15 protein-coding genes are annotated in these 16,419 nt (G+C 39.4%); 6 read left to right on the forward strand and 9 right to left on the reverse strand.

The window, feature by feature from the left end:
* Nucleotides 1-156: 156 nt before the first annotated feature.
* The 5 genes from QNI15_RS04825 to QNI15_RS04845 all read right to left on the reverse strand — a co-directional run bounded on the left by QNI15_RS04825 (nt 157) and on the right by QNI15_RS04845 (nt 3,115).
* Nucleotides 157-459: a TIGR03643 family protein gene (locus tag QNI15_RS04825; RefSeq protein WP_314030789.1), complete on the reverse strand. Its 303-nt coding sequence runs from the start codon at nt 457-459 to the stop codon at nt 157-159.
* A gap of 49 nt (nt 460-508) precedes the next feature.
* Nucleotides 509-682 carry a DUF2256 domain-containing protein gene (locus QNI15_RS04830; RefSeq protein WP_314030791.1) on the reverse strand — a complete coding sequence of 58 codons (174 nt, stop codon included), beginning with the start codon at nt 680-682 and terminating at the stop codon, nt 509-511.
* 15 nt (nt 683-697) lie between these two features.
* Nucleotides 698-1,333 carry a flavin reductase family protein gene (locus QNI15_RS04835; protein ID WP_314030793.1) on the reverse strand — a complete coding sequence of 212 codons (636 nt, stop codon included), beginning with the start codon at nt 1,331-1,333 and terminating at the stop codon, nt 698-700.
* Nucleotides 1,334-1,903: 570 nt separating this feature from the next.
* On the reverse strand, nt 1,904-2,221 hold the full coding sequence (locus QNI15_RS04840; protein ID WP_314030795.1) for a hypothetical protein: 318 nt from the start codon (nt 2,219-2,221) through the stop codon (nt 1,904-1,906).
* A 546-nt stretch (nt 2,222-2,767) separates the two neighbouring features.
* Nucleotides 2,768-3,115: a hypothetical protein gene (locus QNI15_RS04845; protein ID WP_313986608.1), complete on the reverse strand. Its 348-nt coding sequence runs from the start codon at nt 3,113-3,115 to the stop codon at nt 2,768-2,770.
* 970 nt (nt 3,116-4,085) lie between these two features.
* Between QNI15_RS04845 and QNI15_RS04850 the strand changes: the two genes are divergently transcribed.
* The 5 genes from QNI15_RS04850 to QNI15_RS04870 are packed head-to-tail and all read left to right on the forward strand — an operon-like array spanning nt 4,086 to nt 8,472.
* Nucleotides 4,086-4,952: an STAS domain-containing protein gene (locus QNI15_RS04850; RefSeq protein ID WP_314005152.1), complete on the forward strand. Its 867-nt coding sequence runs from the start codon at nt 4,086-4,088 to the stop codon at nt 4,950-4,952.
* 6 nt (nt 4,953-4,958) lie between these two features.
* Entirely contained in the window at nt 4,959-5,363 is a 405-nt protein-coding gene (locus QNI15_RS04855) for an STAS domain-containing protein (RefSeq protein ID WP_314005150.1), read from the forward strand.
* Entirely contained in the window at nt 5,344-5,757 is a 414-nt protein-coding gene (locus tag QNI15_RS04860) for an anti-sigma regulatory factor (RefSeq protein WP_313986599.1), read from the forward strand. The genes QNI15_RS04855 and QNI15_RS04860 overlap by 20 nt, the downstream gene beginning before the upstream one ends.
* Nucleotides 5,750-6,766, forward strand: coding sequence for an ATP-binding SpoIIE family protein phosphatase (locus QNI15_RS04865; RefSeq protein ID WP_313986597.1), 1,017 nt, complete (start codon nt 5,750-5,752; stop codon nt 6,764-6,766). The genes QNI15_RS04860 and QNI15_RS04865 overlap by 8 nt, the downstream gene beginning before the upstream one ends.
* Nucleotides 6,767-6,768: 2 nt before the next feature.
* The gene (locus QNI15_RS04870; RefSeq protein ID WP_314005148.1) at nt 6,769-8,472 is read left to right on the forward strand and encodes a sensor histidine kinase; all 1,704 of its coding nucleotides are present in this window, start codon (nt 6,769-6,771) and stop codon (nt 8,470-8,472) included.
* Between the two features lie 683 nt (nt 8,473-9,155).
* On the opposite strand, the gene QNI15_RS04875 is transcribed toward QNI15_RS04870, so the two are convergent.
* On the reverse strand, nt 9,156-10,643 hold the full coding sequence (locus tag QNI15_RS04875) for an aldehyde dehydrogenase (NADP(+)) (protein WP_314030797.1): 1,488 nt from the start codon (nt 10,641-10,643) through the stop codon (nt 9,156-9,158).
* 416 nt (nt 10,644-11,059) lie between these two features.
* On the opposite strand from QNI15_RS04875, the gene QNI15_RS04880 reads away from it, so the two are divergent.
* The gene (locus QNI15_RS04880) at nt 11,060-11,923 is read left to right on the forward strand and encodes an AraC family transcriptional regulator (RefSeq protein ID WP_313999090.1); all 864 of its coding nucleotides are present in this window, start codon (nt 11,060-11,062) and stop codon (nt 11,921-11,923) included.
* 19 nt (nt 11,924-11,942) lie between these two features.
* On the opposite strand, the gene QNI15_RS04885 is transcribed toward QNI15_RS04880, so the two are convergent.
* The 3 genes from QNI15_RS04885 to QNI15_RS04895 all read right to left on the reverse strand — a co-directional run bounded on the left by QNI15_RS04885 (nt 11,943) and on the right by QNI15_RS04895 (nt 15,891).
* Nucleotides 11,943-12,083 (reverse strand): hypothetical protein, encoded by a 141-nt coding sequence (locus QNI15_RS04885; protein ID WP_313986587.1) that lies wholly within the window; start codon nt 12,081-12,083, stop codon nt 11,943-11,945.
* 66 nt (nt 12,084-12,149) lie between these two features.
* The gene (locus QNI15_RS04890) at nt 12,150-13,589 is read right to left on the reverse strand and encodes an APC family permease (RefSeq protein ID WP_314030798.1); all 1,440 of its coding nucleotides are present in this window, start codon (nt 13,587-13,589) and stop codon (nt 12,150-12,152) included.
* A gap of 40 nt (nt 13,590-13,629) precedes the next feature.
* A complete protein-coding gene (locus tag QNI15_RS04895; RefSeq protein WP_314030799.1) occupies nt 13,630-15,891 on the reverse strand; it encodes a S9 family peptidase in 2,262 nt (753 codons plus the stop codon).
* Between the last annotated feature and the right edge of the window lie 528 nt (nt 15,892-16,419).

A 16,419-nucleotide genomic window follows, 5' to 3' on the forward strand; every position in this document is an offset into this window, starting at 1 on the left:
TGGCCCTTGTTAAAAAATAATCTGCGTTGAAGTGTGCGCAGCCAGAAAAATTTTGCTAAAATCAATCACACCCTTACAGTTGGGATAGATACTATTCTGAAGGCTATCTTGTCATGAAGATGTTCAGTCAGACTAATCTACTATCACAACAGAAACTCATTTGCTCCTTTTAGCTATTTTATTAAGAGAGATAGATTTTTGCTGCGTACATTTAAAACGACTGCCTTGATGTGCCCCCTTGGCCAGATGCTTTTGGCTTACGTTTGAATTAACACGTTTGCGCCATAAATTGAAGCTTGACCGGCTGATAGTCTTACGCATTAGGCGAATAGTTTCTGCTTCTGAAACACCAAACTGGTACTTTATGGCTTCAAATGGTGTTCTGTCCTCCCAAGCCATTTCTATTATTCGATCAATTTCCTTTACTGTCAACGATTCAATACTGGATACGTTCTTCATACTTTTATATTCTATCGCTTTGTGTTCACGTCTGGTGACATACAGTGTATTATTGGCTGCTCTTCATTCTTCTGCATCGCTCACTACAATATTTTACCGAATCCCAGTCTTTTGCCCATTTCTTTCTCCAACTGAAAGAACGCTGGCAACACGAGCAGATCTTTCCCGGCAATTGAGACTTATTACCTTTATAGGTTGTCTTTTTTGTAAGAATGGATTTCATTGAGGTTATACAGCATCAGGTCAGAAAAGTAACTTCTTTATCTGTTTTGGCATACGACAAACGATGCAATCGTTTGGTCTTGTGGTAGCTATCCAGGCCTGAGCAGCAAAGAGTCTGTGCTTTTTCAACATCCACATACCCATCAGGATGTAGAGTATTATCGGGAATATAGACCTCTTTGACCTGACCAATCACCATAATAGTACCATTGATGGTAATATCTATCTTCTCTTTCAATTCAAGTCCTACCTGTAGAAAAGATTCCTGGCAGAAGGGAGCCCAAAAACCGTTTTTATATTCGGGCGTCAATCCAACAGCGTCAAACTCTGAGATTTCACGTGCATACCTTGCAGAGGTTTGATGCGCCTGCTGGTAAATATTTTCATGAATATGGTTAAATGTATAAAAACCCGTTTGCAGAATATTAGACAATGTATGTCGCTCCACAGAATCCGGACGAAATATACAAGCCAATAAGGCAGGGTTAGAACCCAAATGTGTAAAAGAGCTAAATATAGCCAGGTTAGTATTTCCTTCATGGCTACGGCTACCCACTAACCCCAAACTTTTAAATCCTGTAATTGAATTGATGAATTGTGCCCGGTAGCGTGTTTCAAAATTTAGTATATCCTCTTCGTTGATTCGCTGCATGGTTACTCCAGATACTTTATCTTTTAAGTGTTTTAAACTCGCTATGATTTCAACTATTGTTTCAATAACTGATTACACAATGAATTGTTTTGCTAATTACAGTTGTGGAGCGGAAAAAGCATTGGAATGAGACATAAAAAACCAACAGGTCAGACCTTTTGATCCGAAAGCAACCTCTGACAAGCCAAGTCTGATTATCATTCTGATCGGAGATTCAATATTGCTCCGCCTAACATCAGCGGGTTTTGAAAAAAATACAACACTACCACCATCCATGACTGATGGTTATGACTAGTATCAGAATGTACTAGCTGAACAAATGAATGGGATTTTTAAAGAAGGGGTTTTCCTAACTAAACCAACAGCTATCGAGCAAGTGACAACAATGATTTAATAAGCGGTTAATTTATACAATCAACAGAGATTTCATTTAGTCTTAGGCAATCAAACACCTCATACAGTTCAAAGGATCATAAAACGAAAAATATAGCCAGTAATAAACAGATAAGGACCTATTTATTTTTTACTAACTATCAACTCATTTCAGGTTGGTACAGTATAAAAAACATCTTAGGAATTTAACCATTCTTCCATATCAGCAATCTTAATCTGTTTATTCATCCATTCAAAAACAGGTTCCCGGTCTTTTCCAATTAATCTTTTGATAGGCTGGCCTTTCAGTAAATTAACTAATCGGGCATCCTCTTCTTTAGCTGCATCTAATTGAAATTTTACAAATCCGTCTGCATGGAAATATTTCTTATCAAGGTTTTCAGTAGGGTGCTCAGCTATGATATATGCTTTGTCTTCTTTACGAAGTATAAAACGCTTATTGATAGTTTGATAGTCAGCTTTTACAGCCTGCAACAACTTTACATATTCCAGCATATATTCTTTTAATAGATTAGATATCAATTAATCCGGCTAGCACCTAATAGGTAAATCATCTGGTATCAAGTCCTTGTAACATTCCTTGCATTTAGTGTTCTTATTATTTGAAACAGTGCTTATGTTTCAAACAGGATTGAAATAAAAATCCGAATTACTTTTGTTCAATTACTACCAAATCTATCAGTACGGATCACTATGAAACCTAGGTAGTACGGGTAAGATATAATTATAAATTCTAGCTCAAAGGCTATTAAACTTTACAATCAAACATTCAGGCAGCCTAAAAGACTAGGGGGATTGCATTATCACTAAGGCTCCATACCTCCAGACACGTTGGACTATGGTGTATCGGATATATAAATGAGACAGCTATAGGAAAATCAATTATTGACAATCAGACAAAACTGGAATATGTTTGGATATTGGATAGTAATCGCAATGGGAATCGCTATATTTCCATCACCTAAAAAGAGGTGAACCCGAGCAATCTGACATGTATTTGGAGAAGCTGGAAAGAGTAGAAAGGGTACTCAGAGCACCCTTTTAATGCATTATGCACGTAGGAAGTATATTCATTGCTTCAACATTTATATTATAATACTCAACATACTCCTGTTTTGACAAGGTTTTACGTTTGTCAATGTAAACCTGGAAAGTATCCATATCATATTGAACAGTAACTTTGCTCTTTAAAAGGTCGGATATTGAGCTTTTTAGGCTATCTACTTTCTTCTCAAAATCTTCTACACTTACCTTACAGGTTCTGTTAATTTTTTCTCCAACCAAACTAATCTCATTACCCTCAATCTTAACATCAGAACCACTGATATTACCATTATTAATTTCAGCTAAAGTAAGCCCGAAAATTCTTTCATAATAAAATGAGTTCATAAGCTATAGAGTAGTATCTCTAGTAAGCGTGACCTACGCCAAGTGTTTTTAACACATACTACTATCCTTTATACGTAGCTCATACTATAGGTAACTCATACTTATGTAATATTTCTTCAAAAATTATCCTAAAAACAGAAAATCAGCTACTTCCATTTTGCAAAAAAATAGGACTTATGTAGGAGCTATATCGTTCATCGCATCTATTAAATACCTCGTATCAGTAAAGAAATCAGGACTATGATAAGAAAGGTAAACTATGTAGTAACTGACGATAACTATAAGGTAATCAAGTATTTGACCTAGGGAAGCATGTTACTATCCGGATAGAAACACAAGTTTCCAGCATCCTGTAGCTCTGGTAAAAAAAGATCATAATAGCACCCATGACCTTTGCCAAAAATTTGATAATAGTAAGTAGCATGCAAAGTATGATAGCATGAATGAAATACAATGTTGGAGCAGAATAGTGAAGAAAGTATAGTCGTATTACCTACTACATCTCATTTATACTATCAATTTACTCCAGGAGATCAGACTTTAGAACTTTTACTTATTAAGTAAAAAACAGAAGAAGCAATTTTCAGTTAAATTGCGGTAAATGCTCAATTATTGGTTTAATTGTGGTAAATACTTATGCCTAAAATCACGTATTTACCGACTTTGACAATAGAAAAGGATCTTTGATCTTTGTATGCTGTTATTCACTAATAAGTGAAAATGCACTCTACGAACTGTCTTTGATCACACATGTCGTATACCTATTTAGCGAAAGTATGAAAGTTCTTTTTGTATCAGGAAGGCAATTTTCATTTACTAGCGTTCTTGTAAAATCCCGATAACTACATTTCACTACTTGTCAGACAAACACGATTAATTTAGAGTACCTGCCAAAAGGAGTTACAATAATTTTCTTACTTTTGGGAGCATTTCATGTATCCATATATTCCTCAACCAATTACTAACCGGAATGAAAGTAGACATTTCCAAACTTCTCCAGAAAAAGAAAACCCAGATCCTAGAACGATGGATGACCAATCAGATGGCAGATGAAATTCTGCGGGAAGATTTGATCAGCAACGAAGGTCTGCGTAACCAATCCGAAGAATTGCTTACTAAACTGGTAAAACTTGTCAATGACAAAAATATTACTGACGTGCAATCTCCGGATTTTGATCCTATCGTTGAAATCCTTGCAGGCATCTCTCATTCACGGGCACGCCAGGGGTTTTCACCGAGAGAAACAGGGTTTTATATTTTTAGTTTAAAGGATGCGCTGTTAGAAACCTTACAGGAAGAAGTTAAAAATGATCCTTCAGCCTTATACGAGATTACGTTAAAGGTAAGTAAGCTACTGGATTCCTTTTCCATCTCAACATTCGAAACCTTTATCAAAGGCAGAGAAGAAGTAATTCTTCGTCAAACAGATGAAATAGCAGAGATCTCTACACCAGTTATACGCGTTTGGGATGGCATTCTGGCTCTTCCTATTATCGGTACGCTGGACAGTGCCCGTACACAGGTAGTAATGGAAAATCTGCTACAGGAAATCGTGGAGTCAGGTAGTGGCATTGCGATTCTGGATATTTCAGGTGTACCGGCAGTAGATTCGTTAGTAGCTCAACACCTGATCAAAACCGTGAGTGCTACCCGATTAATGGGTGCTGAGTGTATCATCAGTGGTATTCGCCCTGAAATAGCTCAGACAGTTGTACAACTGGGAATCGACCTTTCTAACATTATTACCAAGGCTTCTCTTGCCAGCGCATTAAAACATGCCTTTTCTATGATGCGTCTGGAAGTAAAAAAATCAACCAAAGAAAATTTTAGCTTATAGAATCCTATGGATCGTATTCCTATTCTTCAGATGGGCAAGTTTTTATTAGTCACCATTCAGGTAGACTTATATGACCGCCTTGCCTTAAATCTGGAAACAGATCTTGCCCAAATGGTATATAAAACAGGCGCCAGAGGAGTTCTTATAGATATTTCTGCATTATCTATTGTTGATTCCTTTATGGGAAGAATCATAGGTAACATTGGTACGATGAGCAAAATAATGGATGCAGAAACCGTTTTGGTAGGTATGCAGCCAGCTGTAGCCATTACCTTAGTAGAGTTAGGGTTGGAACTGAAAGGTGTAAGCACTGCACTGAATGTAGAAAAAGGTATGATACTATTAAGAAACAAAATAGATTCCTTCTCAGAAACCGATATCGAAGAACAGGATGATAGTAGTGCTGAATAAAGATAGCCTACTTGTTGGAAAAGAACAGGACGTAGTTCCTTTTCTCAGCCGGGTAAAAGAGTATGCGACTAAAATAAGCATGGGCCTTGTTAACCAAACCAAGCTGGTCACTGCTTGTTCTGAGCTGGCACGAAATATGTTAAAATACGCTGGTGGTGGCTCTACTCTTATTGAAATAATTAGCAAAGGCAGAGAAAATGGAATCCGTGTAACCTTTACTGACAAAGGACCTGGGATTGAAGATATTCAGAAAGCGATGGAAGACGGCTTCTCTACTGGCAAGAGTCTCGGACTGGGTTTACCTGGTGCGAAAAGGCTAGCCAGCGAATTTGACATTAAAAGTACAGTTGGCGAAGGCACCACTGTCATGATTATAAAATGGAAGAATGGTTAACGACATACATCTCAGATTAAATGCTTCTGAGAGAAGTTATTTTGCAATTTTAAAAAGGGAAGTAGCTCTTCTGGCAACCTCTGCCAACTTTCCCCAAAAACGGTTAGCTGAGATTGATATTGTGGTAGCGGAGATGGTTTCCAACTTGGTCAAACATGCAAATGGAGGAGAAATACTGGTAAAACTGATTGAGGAAAAAGGGATACAGGGTATAGAGATCATTTGTATTGATAACGGGCCAGGTATATCTGATGTAAGAAACATGATGAAGGATGGAGTCTCTTCTACCAATACGCTAGGTAATGGTTTAGGTGCTATTCAACGGCTTTCCAATTTTTTTCAAATCTATACACACAAAGGGTGGGGTACTATCCTTCTCTCCAGAATCTTTGCAAAAGAGCTTCCCGGTACGCAAGTTGGCAACCCGATAGAAATCCGTTCTCTGGTAGTACCCAAACCAGGTGAAACAGAGTGTGGAGACAATTTCTCATTCAAACAAACCAAAGAGCATATCAAACTCTTTCTCGGAGATGGATTAGGTCATGGTAAGGATGCGGCTATTGCTGTAAATACAGCTATTGAGGCATTTAATCTATGCGAATCTGACAGTCCGGTGGAAAATATTCGCTTTATTCATAATTCAGTAAAAAAAACCAGAGGATTGGTAGGCACTATTGCTATATTCAGCCTCAAGAATAAACAATGGAAAATTTGTGGTGTAGGCAACATTAGTACACGAATGTTTAGTTTGGCTACAGATAAGACCCTTACCTCCTACAATGGTATTATAGGATTAAACATACCTAAAACTATGAATGATCATCTGATTGAGTATATTCCTGGTCAGTTGATCATGATGTGTAGTGATGGGATAAAATCAAAATGGGATGTACTGAAGCTTCCAGGCCTGATACGTAATGACTTGTCGTTACTCAATGCGGCCTTGTTCAAAGACTTTACCCGAAATACAGATGATTCATCAATTGCAAGTTGTAAAATAAGCCTATGAGAATGCAGGAATTAACAAGAGTCACACTCCAGAACGAAATGGATCTTATCCTGGCCCATAAACGTAGTATGCGGCTTGCAGAACTGGCGGGTCTCTCTCTTTCTGCCCAAACTACCTTTGCAACTGCAGTATCTGAAGTGGCCCGCAATACGATTGATCGTGGAAAGAATGGCCGTCTAATCCTCATGGTAAATCCAGACCAACGTGAAAAATACATTATTGCTAAAATTACCGACGAGGAATCACAGACAAAGCATTATGAGGGTCTTACCTATGCACGACGTCTGGTAAATAAATACAATATCTCTTTTGATAGTAAGGAAACAGCTATAGAACTTTACTTTGAGATACCTGTATCCACCAAACTGGATATCCAGAAACTAGATGAATGGAAGAAGATTTTCCGGAATGAACCTGCAGTATCTCCTTACGATGAACTTAAACGTAAGAATGAACAACTACAGGATCTGGCTCAGAAACTAGAGGAAAGAGAGCAGCAATATAAGATGCTCACAAACGCCTTACCTATTATCATCTTTACACTAAACGAAAAAGGAGAACTGATCTATGCCAATGAGTGGCTAAAACGATTTACAGGTAGCAGCCTTCAACAGTTAAATACTACCCACTGGAAAGATATTGTGCATCCGGATGATTACGATTCTTTTTCTGTTCTTATTAATAACCAACAACTCTCTGCAACCAGAGCATCTGCCATTAAAACACAATGTCGGCTAAGACATAGAAATGAAGATGATTATTACTGGCATATGGCATCCATTTCCCCTTTGAATGACGAATCTGGTAAACTGCTCTATTGGATCGGGTATATTGTGGATATCAATGCACAGAAACTGGTTGAAGAAACTCTTAAAAATAATCATGAACTGAAAGAAGCACAGCGACAATTAAAGGAGAATCAGATTGTACTGGAAACAAATATAAAAGAGCTAAACAGAAGCAATCAGGAATTACAACAATTTGCCTATGTGGCTTCCCATGACTTACAGGAACCTATTCGTAAAATCAGTTTTTATAGTGGGTATCTTCTGGATAAGTACAAGGATGTACTGGATGAAACAGGTTTAAGCTTTCTGACAATTATGTTGTCTGCATCCAAGCGGATGCGTAAGCTTATCAACGACTTACTAGCCTATTCCCGTGTAGAGCGTCAGCAATTGCAGTTCAAACCTGTAAGTCTTACTCAAATAGCACAGGAAGTAGTGAAAGATCTGGAATTACTTGTATCTGAAAAAAATGCCACTATACAGGTAGATGAACTGGCAACTGTGGATGCAGATGAGGGACAAATGCATCAGTTGTTTGAAAACCTGATAGGCAATGCCATTAAATATGCCAAGGATGATGTTCCTTCAGTCATACATATAAACTGTAAGCCTATTGACGATCAGTTACAGATTCTGGTAAAAGATAATGGGATTGGATTTGATGAAAAATATCTACCCCAAATGTTTGCCCTGTTTCAACGACTTCATTCCTCTGAGAAATATGAAGGAACAGGTTTAGGTCTTGCAATTTGCCAAAAAATTGTAAGCCTGCACAATGGCAAAATTACAGCACAAAGTCAGGAAGGCGAAGGAGCTACTTTTATTGTGACATTACCTATATCACATTCCTCTTCAGTTACTCAGGAGAAAGATTGGCTCGCCAATGGATTACCTGAATATAAACCTGCTCATAAATAAACACTACAGACATCTCTCCAGACTTGCCTGTATTCATACTTATAAAAAGCAAACCTAAGGCAGATAAAAAACAGAAATTTGTCACTATATCCTTTCCTCGGGAAAGGAAAAGGTATTTTTCTCAAGAAGATGACCGGATCCTTTTGAAGGATAAATAAAGGTATTGTCTCAGAATATGTATGTAATGCAAAAGCTGGTTGAGTTACATCGTTCCAATGATGTGCGATACTAATATATCACTGATTTATTAATCGTTGAGATTATCTGTAAAATGAGAGGTTATACTTTCTGGAAATAACCATGAGTCATCCCAAATTTTGGATGAGAGTTTGTTTTACAAAATCAGCGCCTATGCTTTTGAAAAGAGTATAGGCGCTGATTGATTTTTAATAAATCTCTTTTCCTGAAGTTGTTTATTGCCTCTTTCTTCTCTCTTCTTACGGCTTCTTCATTTTTTGCTTGCCCAAAAAACGAAGCAAAAAAGGGCACTTTTCTCCGATCCTTCCACCCGCAGGCCAAAGGCCAACCTCGCGGAAAAAAGAACCCCTACGCACCTACACTACCATCCACGATTAAAGTAATCTTGGCTCTCTTTGTAACTCCTTTGTTTCTCCTATTCTAAAGGATCTGATATTCTTTTATCAAAATTCGGGATGACTCATGTGTGTTCTTTGATTTTCAGACTATCTGATTTTTATGCTATTATTTGTCCATATGCCATTTATTACCCGCATGATAGACAGTGTATTCTCATTTCTCAATTCTACAGGCAAAAAGGCATCCGGGCAATCCTGATAGCTTACCGGACGCACAAACCGATAGATAGCATCTGTACCTACGGATGTAAACCGGGAGTCTGTAGTAGACGGGAAAGGTCCGCCATGCTGCATGGATTTACAGACTTCTACCCCTGTGGGAACACCATTATAAATCAGTCGGCCACAACGCTGTATCAACAATTCAGCGATATCTGTGTAGTTGCCTAGTTCCTGTTCTGTTCCGAATAAAGTAGCTGTCAGTTGTCCTTTCAGACTGGTAATTACAGCACTTAGCTCCTCTTTGCTTTTACACTTCACAATCAGGGAATAAGGACCAAATACCTCCTCTTTTAATACAGAATTATCAATAAAATCAGATGCTGAAACAGTTGCAATCGCAGGAGTACCAGTAATATCATCCTCCTGCACCGAAACAACAGTCGCCAATGTTGTAATTCCGTCCTGTGATAAAGCTTCTTTCTTTCTGGTTTTGTAACTGGAAGCGATTCCTGTATGCAACATCTTTCCACCTGAACCTGCCAGAATTGCGGTTGATAGTCCATCCAGAAACTCATTGAGCCCAGACTCTTCCAGCACCAGTATCAATCCAGGGTTTGTGCAGAATTGCCCAACTCCAAGCATAATAGAAGATGCCAGTGTAGCAGGCAGGTCTTTTTTGGTCTGCAGCACTTCAGGTAACACAACTACAGGATTGATACTTCCCATCTCAGCAAAGAATGGGATAGGTTCTTCCCGCTGATTAGCCAAATCAAACAATGCTTTACCACCTGTATAAGAGCCAGTAAAGGCAGCTGCTTTGGTGACAGGGTGTAAGATTAACGATTGCCCAGCCTGTATACTATGATCTGCTACATGTTGAAACACATGTTCGGGGACGTTGGATTGTGCAATGGCTTTGTTGATAGCTCCCGCTACCAGCAAAGAAGTGCGTGGATGTCCGGGGTGACTCTTTACTACAACAGAACAGCCCGCAGCTAATGCAGAAGCCGTATCTCCACCAGCAGTAGAAAATGCCAGCGGGAAATTGCTTGCACCAAAGACAACTACGGGTCCTACAGGTTGCATCATTTTACGCAAATCAGGTTTGGCGACCGGTTTTCTATCAGGATCACCCGTGTCAATACTAGCTTGTACCCAATCTCCAGCCTCAAGCAACTTTGCAAATGCCAGAAGCTGTCCCGTTGTGCGGCCCCTCTCTCCAGTCAATCGTGCCAGTGGGAGATTCGACTCTTCCATAGCGGTTTGGATCAATGTGTCTCCCAGCGCCTCTATCTGAGCAACAATAGCTTTTAGAAAAGCTGCTTTATCGGATGCACTACATTTGCGGTATGCAAGAAAAGCCTCATGTGCCTGCTGCATTACCAAATCAATATCTTCTGCTATCTGTATCATTCCGGTTTCAGTTATTAGGGTGTATAGGTTCATTATAACCAATCGAATAGTAAGGTTTTAGAGGTTGTCTAAAATTAGTATTAAAAAAGCAAATAGATCAGATTTTGTAGCGAGCTAAGTTATTTATCTATAGGCGAAATCGCGGCCTAAAATCTGCCTTTGAAGCTTTCAATCCCTAAGTTCGTGTTCTCACCAACTTGCATGAGGGGAAACAACTCGTTGGTGATAACACCAACGACGGGCAGAAGGAGCAGCACAAAATCTGCCTTTGAAGCCTTTACGAATAATTTTAGACTACCTCTTAAAACAAATATCTTCTTTTTGGTGATGGTAATCTTTACAGATATTAGCTACCACTAATACTATATTGATCATACTCTTTCATATAACAGAAAAAACACATTAATTTAGTATATATGAAAGTCGTAGCCTTTAAGATACCTAAAACCCACAGAGAAGCTGTTCGTTTGCAAATAGACGACATGCCTCATTTGTATGATAAGCTGCATCAGCATCCTGAAATACAAATTGCTCTGATTGAAGAAAGCGAAGGCACCCTCATTGCAGGGGATTATGTAGGAAGGTTCTCGCCAGGAGACATTGTAGTCATTGGCTCCAATCTTCCTCACGTCTTTAAAAATGATCCGGAATATTATGATTCACCCACAGGAGCGAAGGCACGTATGATCTCTGTGTTCTTCGATGAAGACTCCTGGGGCAAGGAATTCTGGTATCTGGCAGAAACGCAACACATCCGTGAATTTCTGAAATATACGAAACGTGGCTTTCTGCTTCACTCACCATTACAGGAGAAGGCGGCTGTATTTTTACATCAGCTATTGTGCAGCAAAGATATCGAGCGCCTGATTTATTTCTTTCAGCTATTGTCTCTGCTCAGTCAGGAAAGAAAACATATGCAAAGTCTTTCACTGCATGAACTGAACTATGACATTAAGCGGGGAGAAGAAAAGCGGATGAGTAATATTATTCAGTTTACGCTGAATGAGTATGGGCGACCGATCACTCTGGAAGAGGTAGCCTCTATTGCCAATATGACAAAAGAGGCCTTCTGCCGTTATTTTAAAGAGCGAACACGCAAAACCTATGTATCCTTTCTGAATGAAATCCGGATCAGCAATGCCTGTCGCCTGCTGATGGACCCTCAGAAAACAAAGGCATCCATTGCCTGCGAAGTAGGTTTTAGTAATTTGTCTCACTTTAACCGGATATTTCGAAAGGTAATGGGTCAGACACCTACAGATTATCAGACAAACTTTTAATGAAATAGCAATCTGCCTGCTACTGTTTAGGTGTGATCTGAAAGCTTTTCTCGCTTTTCTGATTCAGAATTGCCTCTATTTCATATAAACCAGATCGGTTTGCTATGAATAACCGTACTTTATCTCCTGACTTACCAGCGGCCAGGAGTTCTTTTAACATAGTAGCAGTAGCCATCTTTCCATTCTCATCTATTGCTTAGAGGTTATACATATAGACAGATAAACTTCAAGCATTTACACGTTCTTTCTGTTTCTTATTCATGACCAGATAGTAAACCGGTATACCCAACAAAATGATAGCCAATCCGGGTAAGGTAAAGCTGGTCTCAACAATCAGTAACAATACAGCTAAACCTGTTGCCACCAGTATGTATACAGCAGGCAGTACAGGATATCCGAAAGCCTTATAGGAACGAGGGACATCTGGCTGTTTTTTACGTAAAATGTAAATACCCAGGATAGTCAGTACATAAAAAATAAGTACCCCAAAAATTACCAATGCCAGCAAGTCATTATATTTTCCTGTCAGACATAACAAAGAAGCCCAGATACATTGTAGCCACAGACTATATTCAGGAACCTGGTGTTTATTGAGTGTACCTGCCTTCGCAAAAAACAACCGATCTTTTGCCATCGTATAATAAACCCTTGCTCCTGCCAGAATCAATCCATTGTTGCATCCAAAGGTGGAGATCATAATCATGACGGCAATGATAATAGTACCTTTCGCACCAAAGATATGTTCGGCAGCTACCACCCCAATCCGATCACTTTTAGCAAAAGCAATCTCCTGCATAGGCACCACAGCCAGATACATGATATTCGTTAGTACATAGACAATAGTTACGATTACTGTACCCAGAAAGAGGCTTAACCCAATATTTCGCTGAGGATTTTTTACTTCTCCCGCAATAAAAGTGATGTTGTGCCAGGAGTCACTGGAAAACAAGGTTCCTTTCATGGCAATGGCTATTACACCCAGCGATGCCACACCTGTTACAGCAGATTGGATCATCTCTCCATTGGTCAACGTCAGTTCAGAGAGCTTCCACGCATTCTGCCAGTTGGCATTCCAAACCTCCGCATCAGCTCCCCAGATAAAGCCGAAAACAATCAACCCAAACAATGAAATAAGTTTTACCATTGTCAAAAATGTCTGTATGAATACACCATTTTTTACCCCTTTGCTATTTAAAAAGGTAAGCAGTACAATAACGCCAATGGACGTTAGCTGTGCGGCTGTAATATGTAATCCTCCCAACTCTATCAGATGATTGTCTTCACTTACTACCGGAATCAGATAGGAAGTAAACTTGGCAAAAGCCACTCCAACGGCAGCAATAGTCCCTGTTTGAATTACTGTAAAAAATGCCCATCCATATAAAAAGCCAACCAGTGGATTATACGCTTCCTTCAAATAAATATATTGTCCGCCAGCCTTGGGAAACATAGCTGAAAGTTCACCATAACTTAGTGCGGCAATGATGGTAACAACTCCGGCAAGCACCCACATGGCAATCAAATAGCCAGCCCCTCCCACATTACGGGCGATTTCGCTGCTAACAATAAAAATTCCGGAGCCAATCATGGAGCCTGCTACAATCATAGTAGCATCCAACAGGTCTAATCTGGGTTTAAATCCGTTTTCTGATGATTCTTCTTTCATATATGAGGTAAGGTTAAGTTGTTTGTTTCACAATCAAGGATTATTCATTGATATCATCTTTGGGTTCCTGATGGAGGAGATGATGAATAAAGAAATTCCAACGTTTATGATCAACATAGCGGGAATAAGCCTCCGGATAGCCATGATGCGCACTGGGAATAATCAACAGATCAAAGTTTTTGTTGGCCTTAATTAACGCTTCACTCAGCTTGAACGTAGCAGACGGATTTACATTTTCATCAATACCTCCATGAATTAACAGTAGTTTTCCTTTTAAACGGGGTGCCATAGTCACATTGGATTGCTGGTGATAAGCGGAGTCTACAGGCCAGCCCATATACATTTCAGGCCACCAGTCTTTCTCCATCCGGTGGTCATGGTCTGCCGATTGTGAAACAGCTACTTTATAACATTCCGGAAACTGCATCAAGGCATGGGCCGCATCATATCCTCCAGCCGAATGACCAAAAATGCCAACCCGTGATGTATCGACCCATTTGTATCGCTGCCCTAACTGCTGAATAGCCAGCACATGATCTGCCAGCCCATACCCCAGCTTGCGATATGACCAGTTATGAAAAGCCTTAGAACGTCCGGCAGAACCCAGTCCATCAACAGACATCACAATAAAGCCCATTTCTGCCAGTGGCTGGTTCCAGGTAAATACAGCTTTCTTAAAGCTATTGGGAAATACATTGGTTTGAGGACCTGTATAGCTATAATCAATAATAGGATATTGAGTCTTTTTGTTAAAATGGGTAGGCTTCCACATGGCTCCATAAATTGGGGTTTTTCCATCCCGGGCTACCGCTTCAAACACCTCCGGAAAATACCAGCCTGTAGCCAGCAAATCTTTGATATCTGCACTATCTATTCTGGACAACAAATTGCCTGTATGTAAATCCCGCAATACAGAAACGGTTGGTTGAGTAGCAGAGGAATAGTTATCTACAAAAAAGTTTTTCTCTGGTGACAGTACTACTTCATGGTGGGCTATTTCGGGTGTAAGCAGCTTGAGGTTGTTGCCATCAAAACTTATCTGATATAAAAAGTCAAAATAAGGATTGGCACCTTTCTCTTTGCCGGCAGCCGTAAAGTAGATTAGCTTTTGTTTTTCATCTACTTCAACAATCTGTTTTACCACAAACGCCCCCTTAGTCAATGCACTGAGTTTTCCTGTTGTCCAATCCAGTTTATAGAGTTGATTCCATCCAGTGCGTTCAGAAGTAAGCAAAGCAAATCCCTTTTCTTCCAGTAAACGAAAATCCATGCCTTCCACAAAGGTCTCGTTGATCTCTGCCCACATCAGAGTCACTTTGCCTGTAGCAGGATCAACTTTTATTACATCCATCTGTTTATACCCCCGATGGTGATACAAATCATACAGGTAATCCCCTTTCTGACTCCACCTGAGCGAGTTCCAGATAAAATACGGCAATGGAGGAACAGCAACCTTAGCCATCTTCCTGGTTGCGACATCAAAGACTACCGGAATCATGTGAACGATATTGGTATCACCCGGAGAGCCACGGTAATACGACAACACCCGAGGCCGATACAGGGAATCAACCGACCAATCCAACAGATGCATTTTCCGGGCATTGCGGACATCCAGAATCTGCGTCATGATTTTCTTGCTATCAGGTGACCAGGATGCTGTTAAATGTACAGGACGCGCTTGGCATTCTCCTACCAGAATATCATCCCAGGACAGATACTCACCATACGCATAATTATCATATCCGTCTTTTGTGAGTGCAATAGGTTCACCACCTTTTGTAGACTGGAGATACATATTATGGTCTTTGGTAAAGGTGACCCAGTTGCCATCAGGTGATGTTATTCTGTTTTCTTCTCTGGAAGTTTTTGGAGTAGCAGGAGCAGAAACAATCTGATAGGTTTGCAAGTCTGCCTCATAACGCCTGGATTCAACCTGAAAAGTAATCTGAGTAGGAGATTTCCATTCCAGATCTTTAATAGAGAGAGTTTGTGCAGTTATTGCTTTGCCTACACCAGCTAATGCCTGAGCCAGCTTCTGATGATCAAATGCCAGTGTACGCTGATATCCGGGAGTACTTACTTTGTAATACTGCTCTCCTTCACGGGTATTGGCCTGATACCAAAAACCAGATCCATCGGTCAACCAATGGGGTTGCACTTCCAGATGGAAAATCTTTTTACTGATGTTTTTACGATAAAAACTTTCTGCACGTGTATAGTCTGCTTTAGTTATCTGGCATGTAGCCGAACTACCAGCTAGCAGGCTATACAAACCAGCAAGTGATAAAATAAAATTCTTCACTGATTAGGATTGATAAGTGGTTGTTAGAGTCATTACAAAAATGCTGAGAGATGAAATCAAAACTCCTGACATTTCACTGATAATCAAGACATGGTTTATTCTTCCTGCCTTTCGCAAAAGGTTCTGGTTTTCTCAAGCCCTGTGATTCGCTATAAATTTCACATTTCAGTGATTTGTACTCTTGTATAATTTCATATAGCTTTATCAAAAGTAAGTTTCAATTCAGAAAAGGTGTGACACTAAAATTAACAAACCCTAATGCAATATTGATAAATAGAACAATCACCAACATATTAACTCACAAAACCAAGAAAAGACAACAACTTAATTTTACAAAGCAGAAATTTTACAAAATTTTCAACTGACACACCCAATAGAAACCTCCTAAAAACAAGTAATTACCATAGTATCAATAGAAATATATCTCTCTGACTTTTAAACAGATACATTATTTAATTCAACTATTCGATTAGTAATTCTTACGTATAGACCACTAACTACCCTATCTCTGGAAAATAATAATTCACT

It is taken from the genome of Xanthocytophaga flava, from assembly GCF_030068545.1.
GTDB lineage: Bacteria > Bacteroidota > Bacteroidia > Cytophagales > 172606-1 > Xanthocytophaga > Xanthocytophaga flava.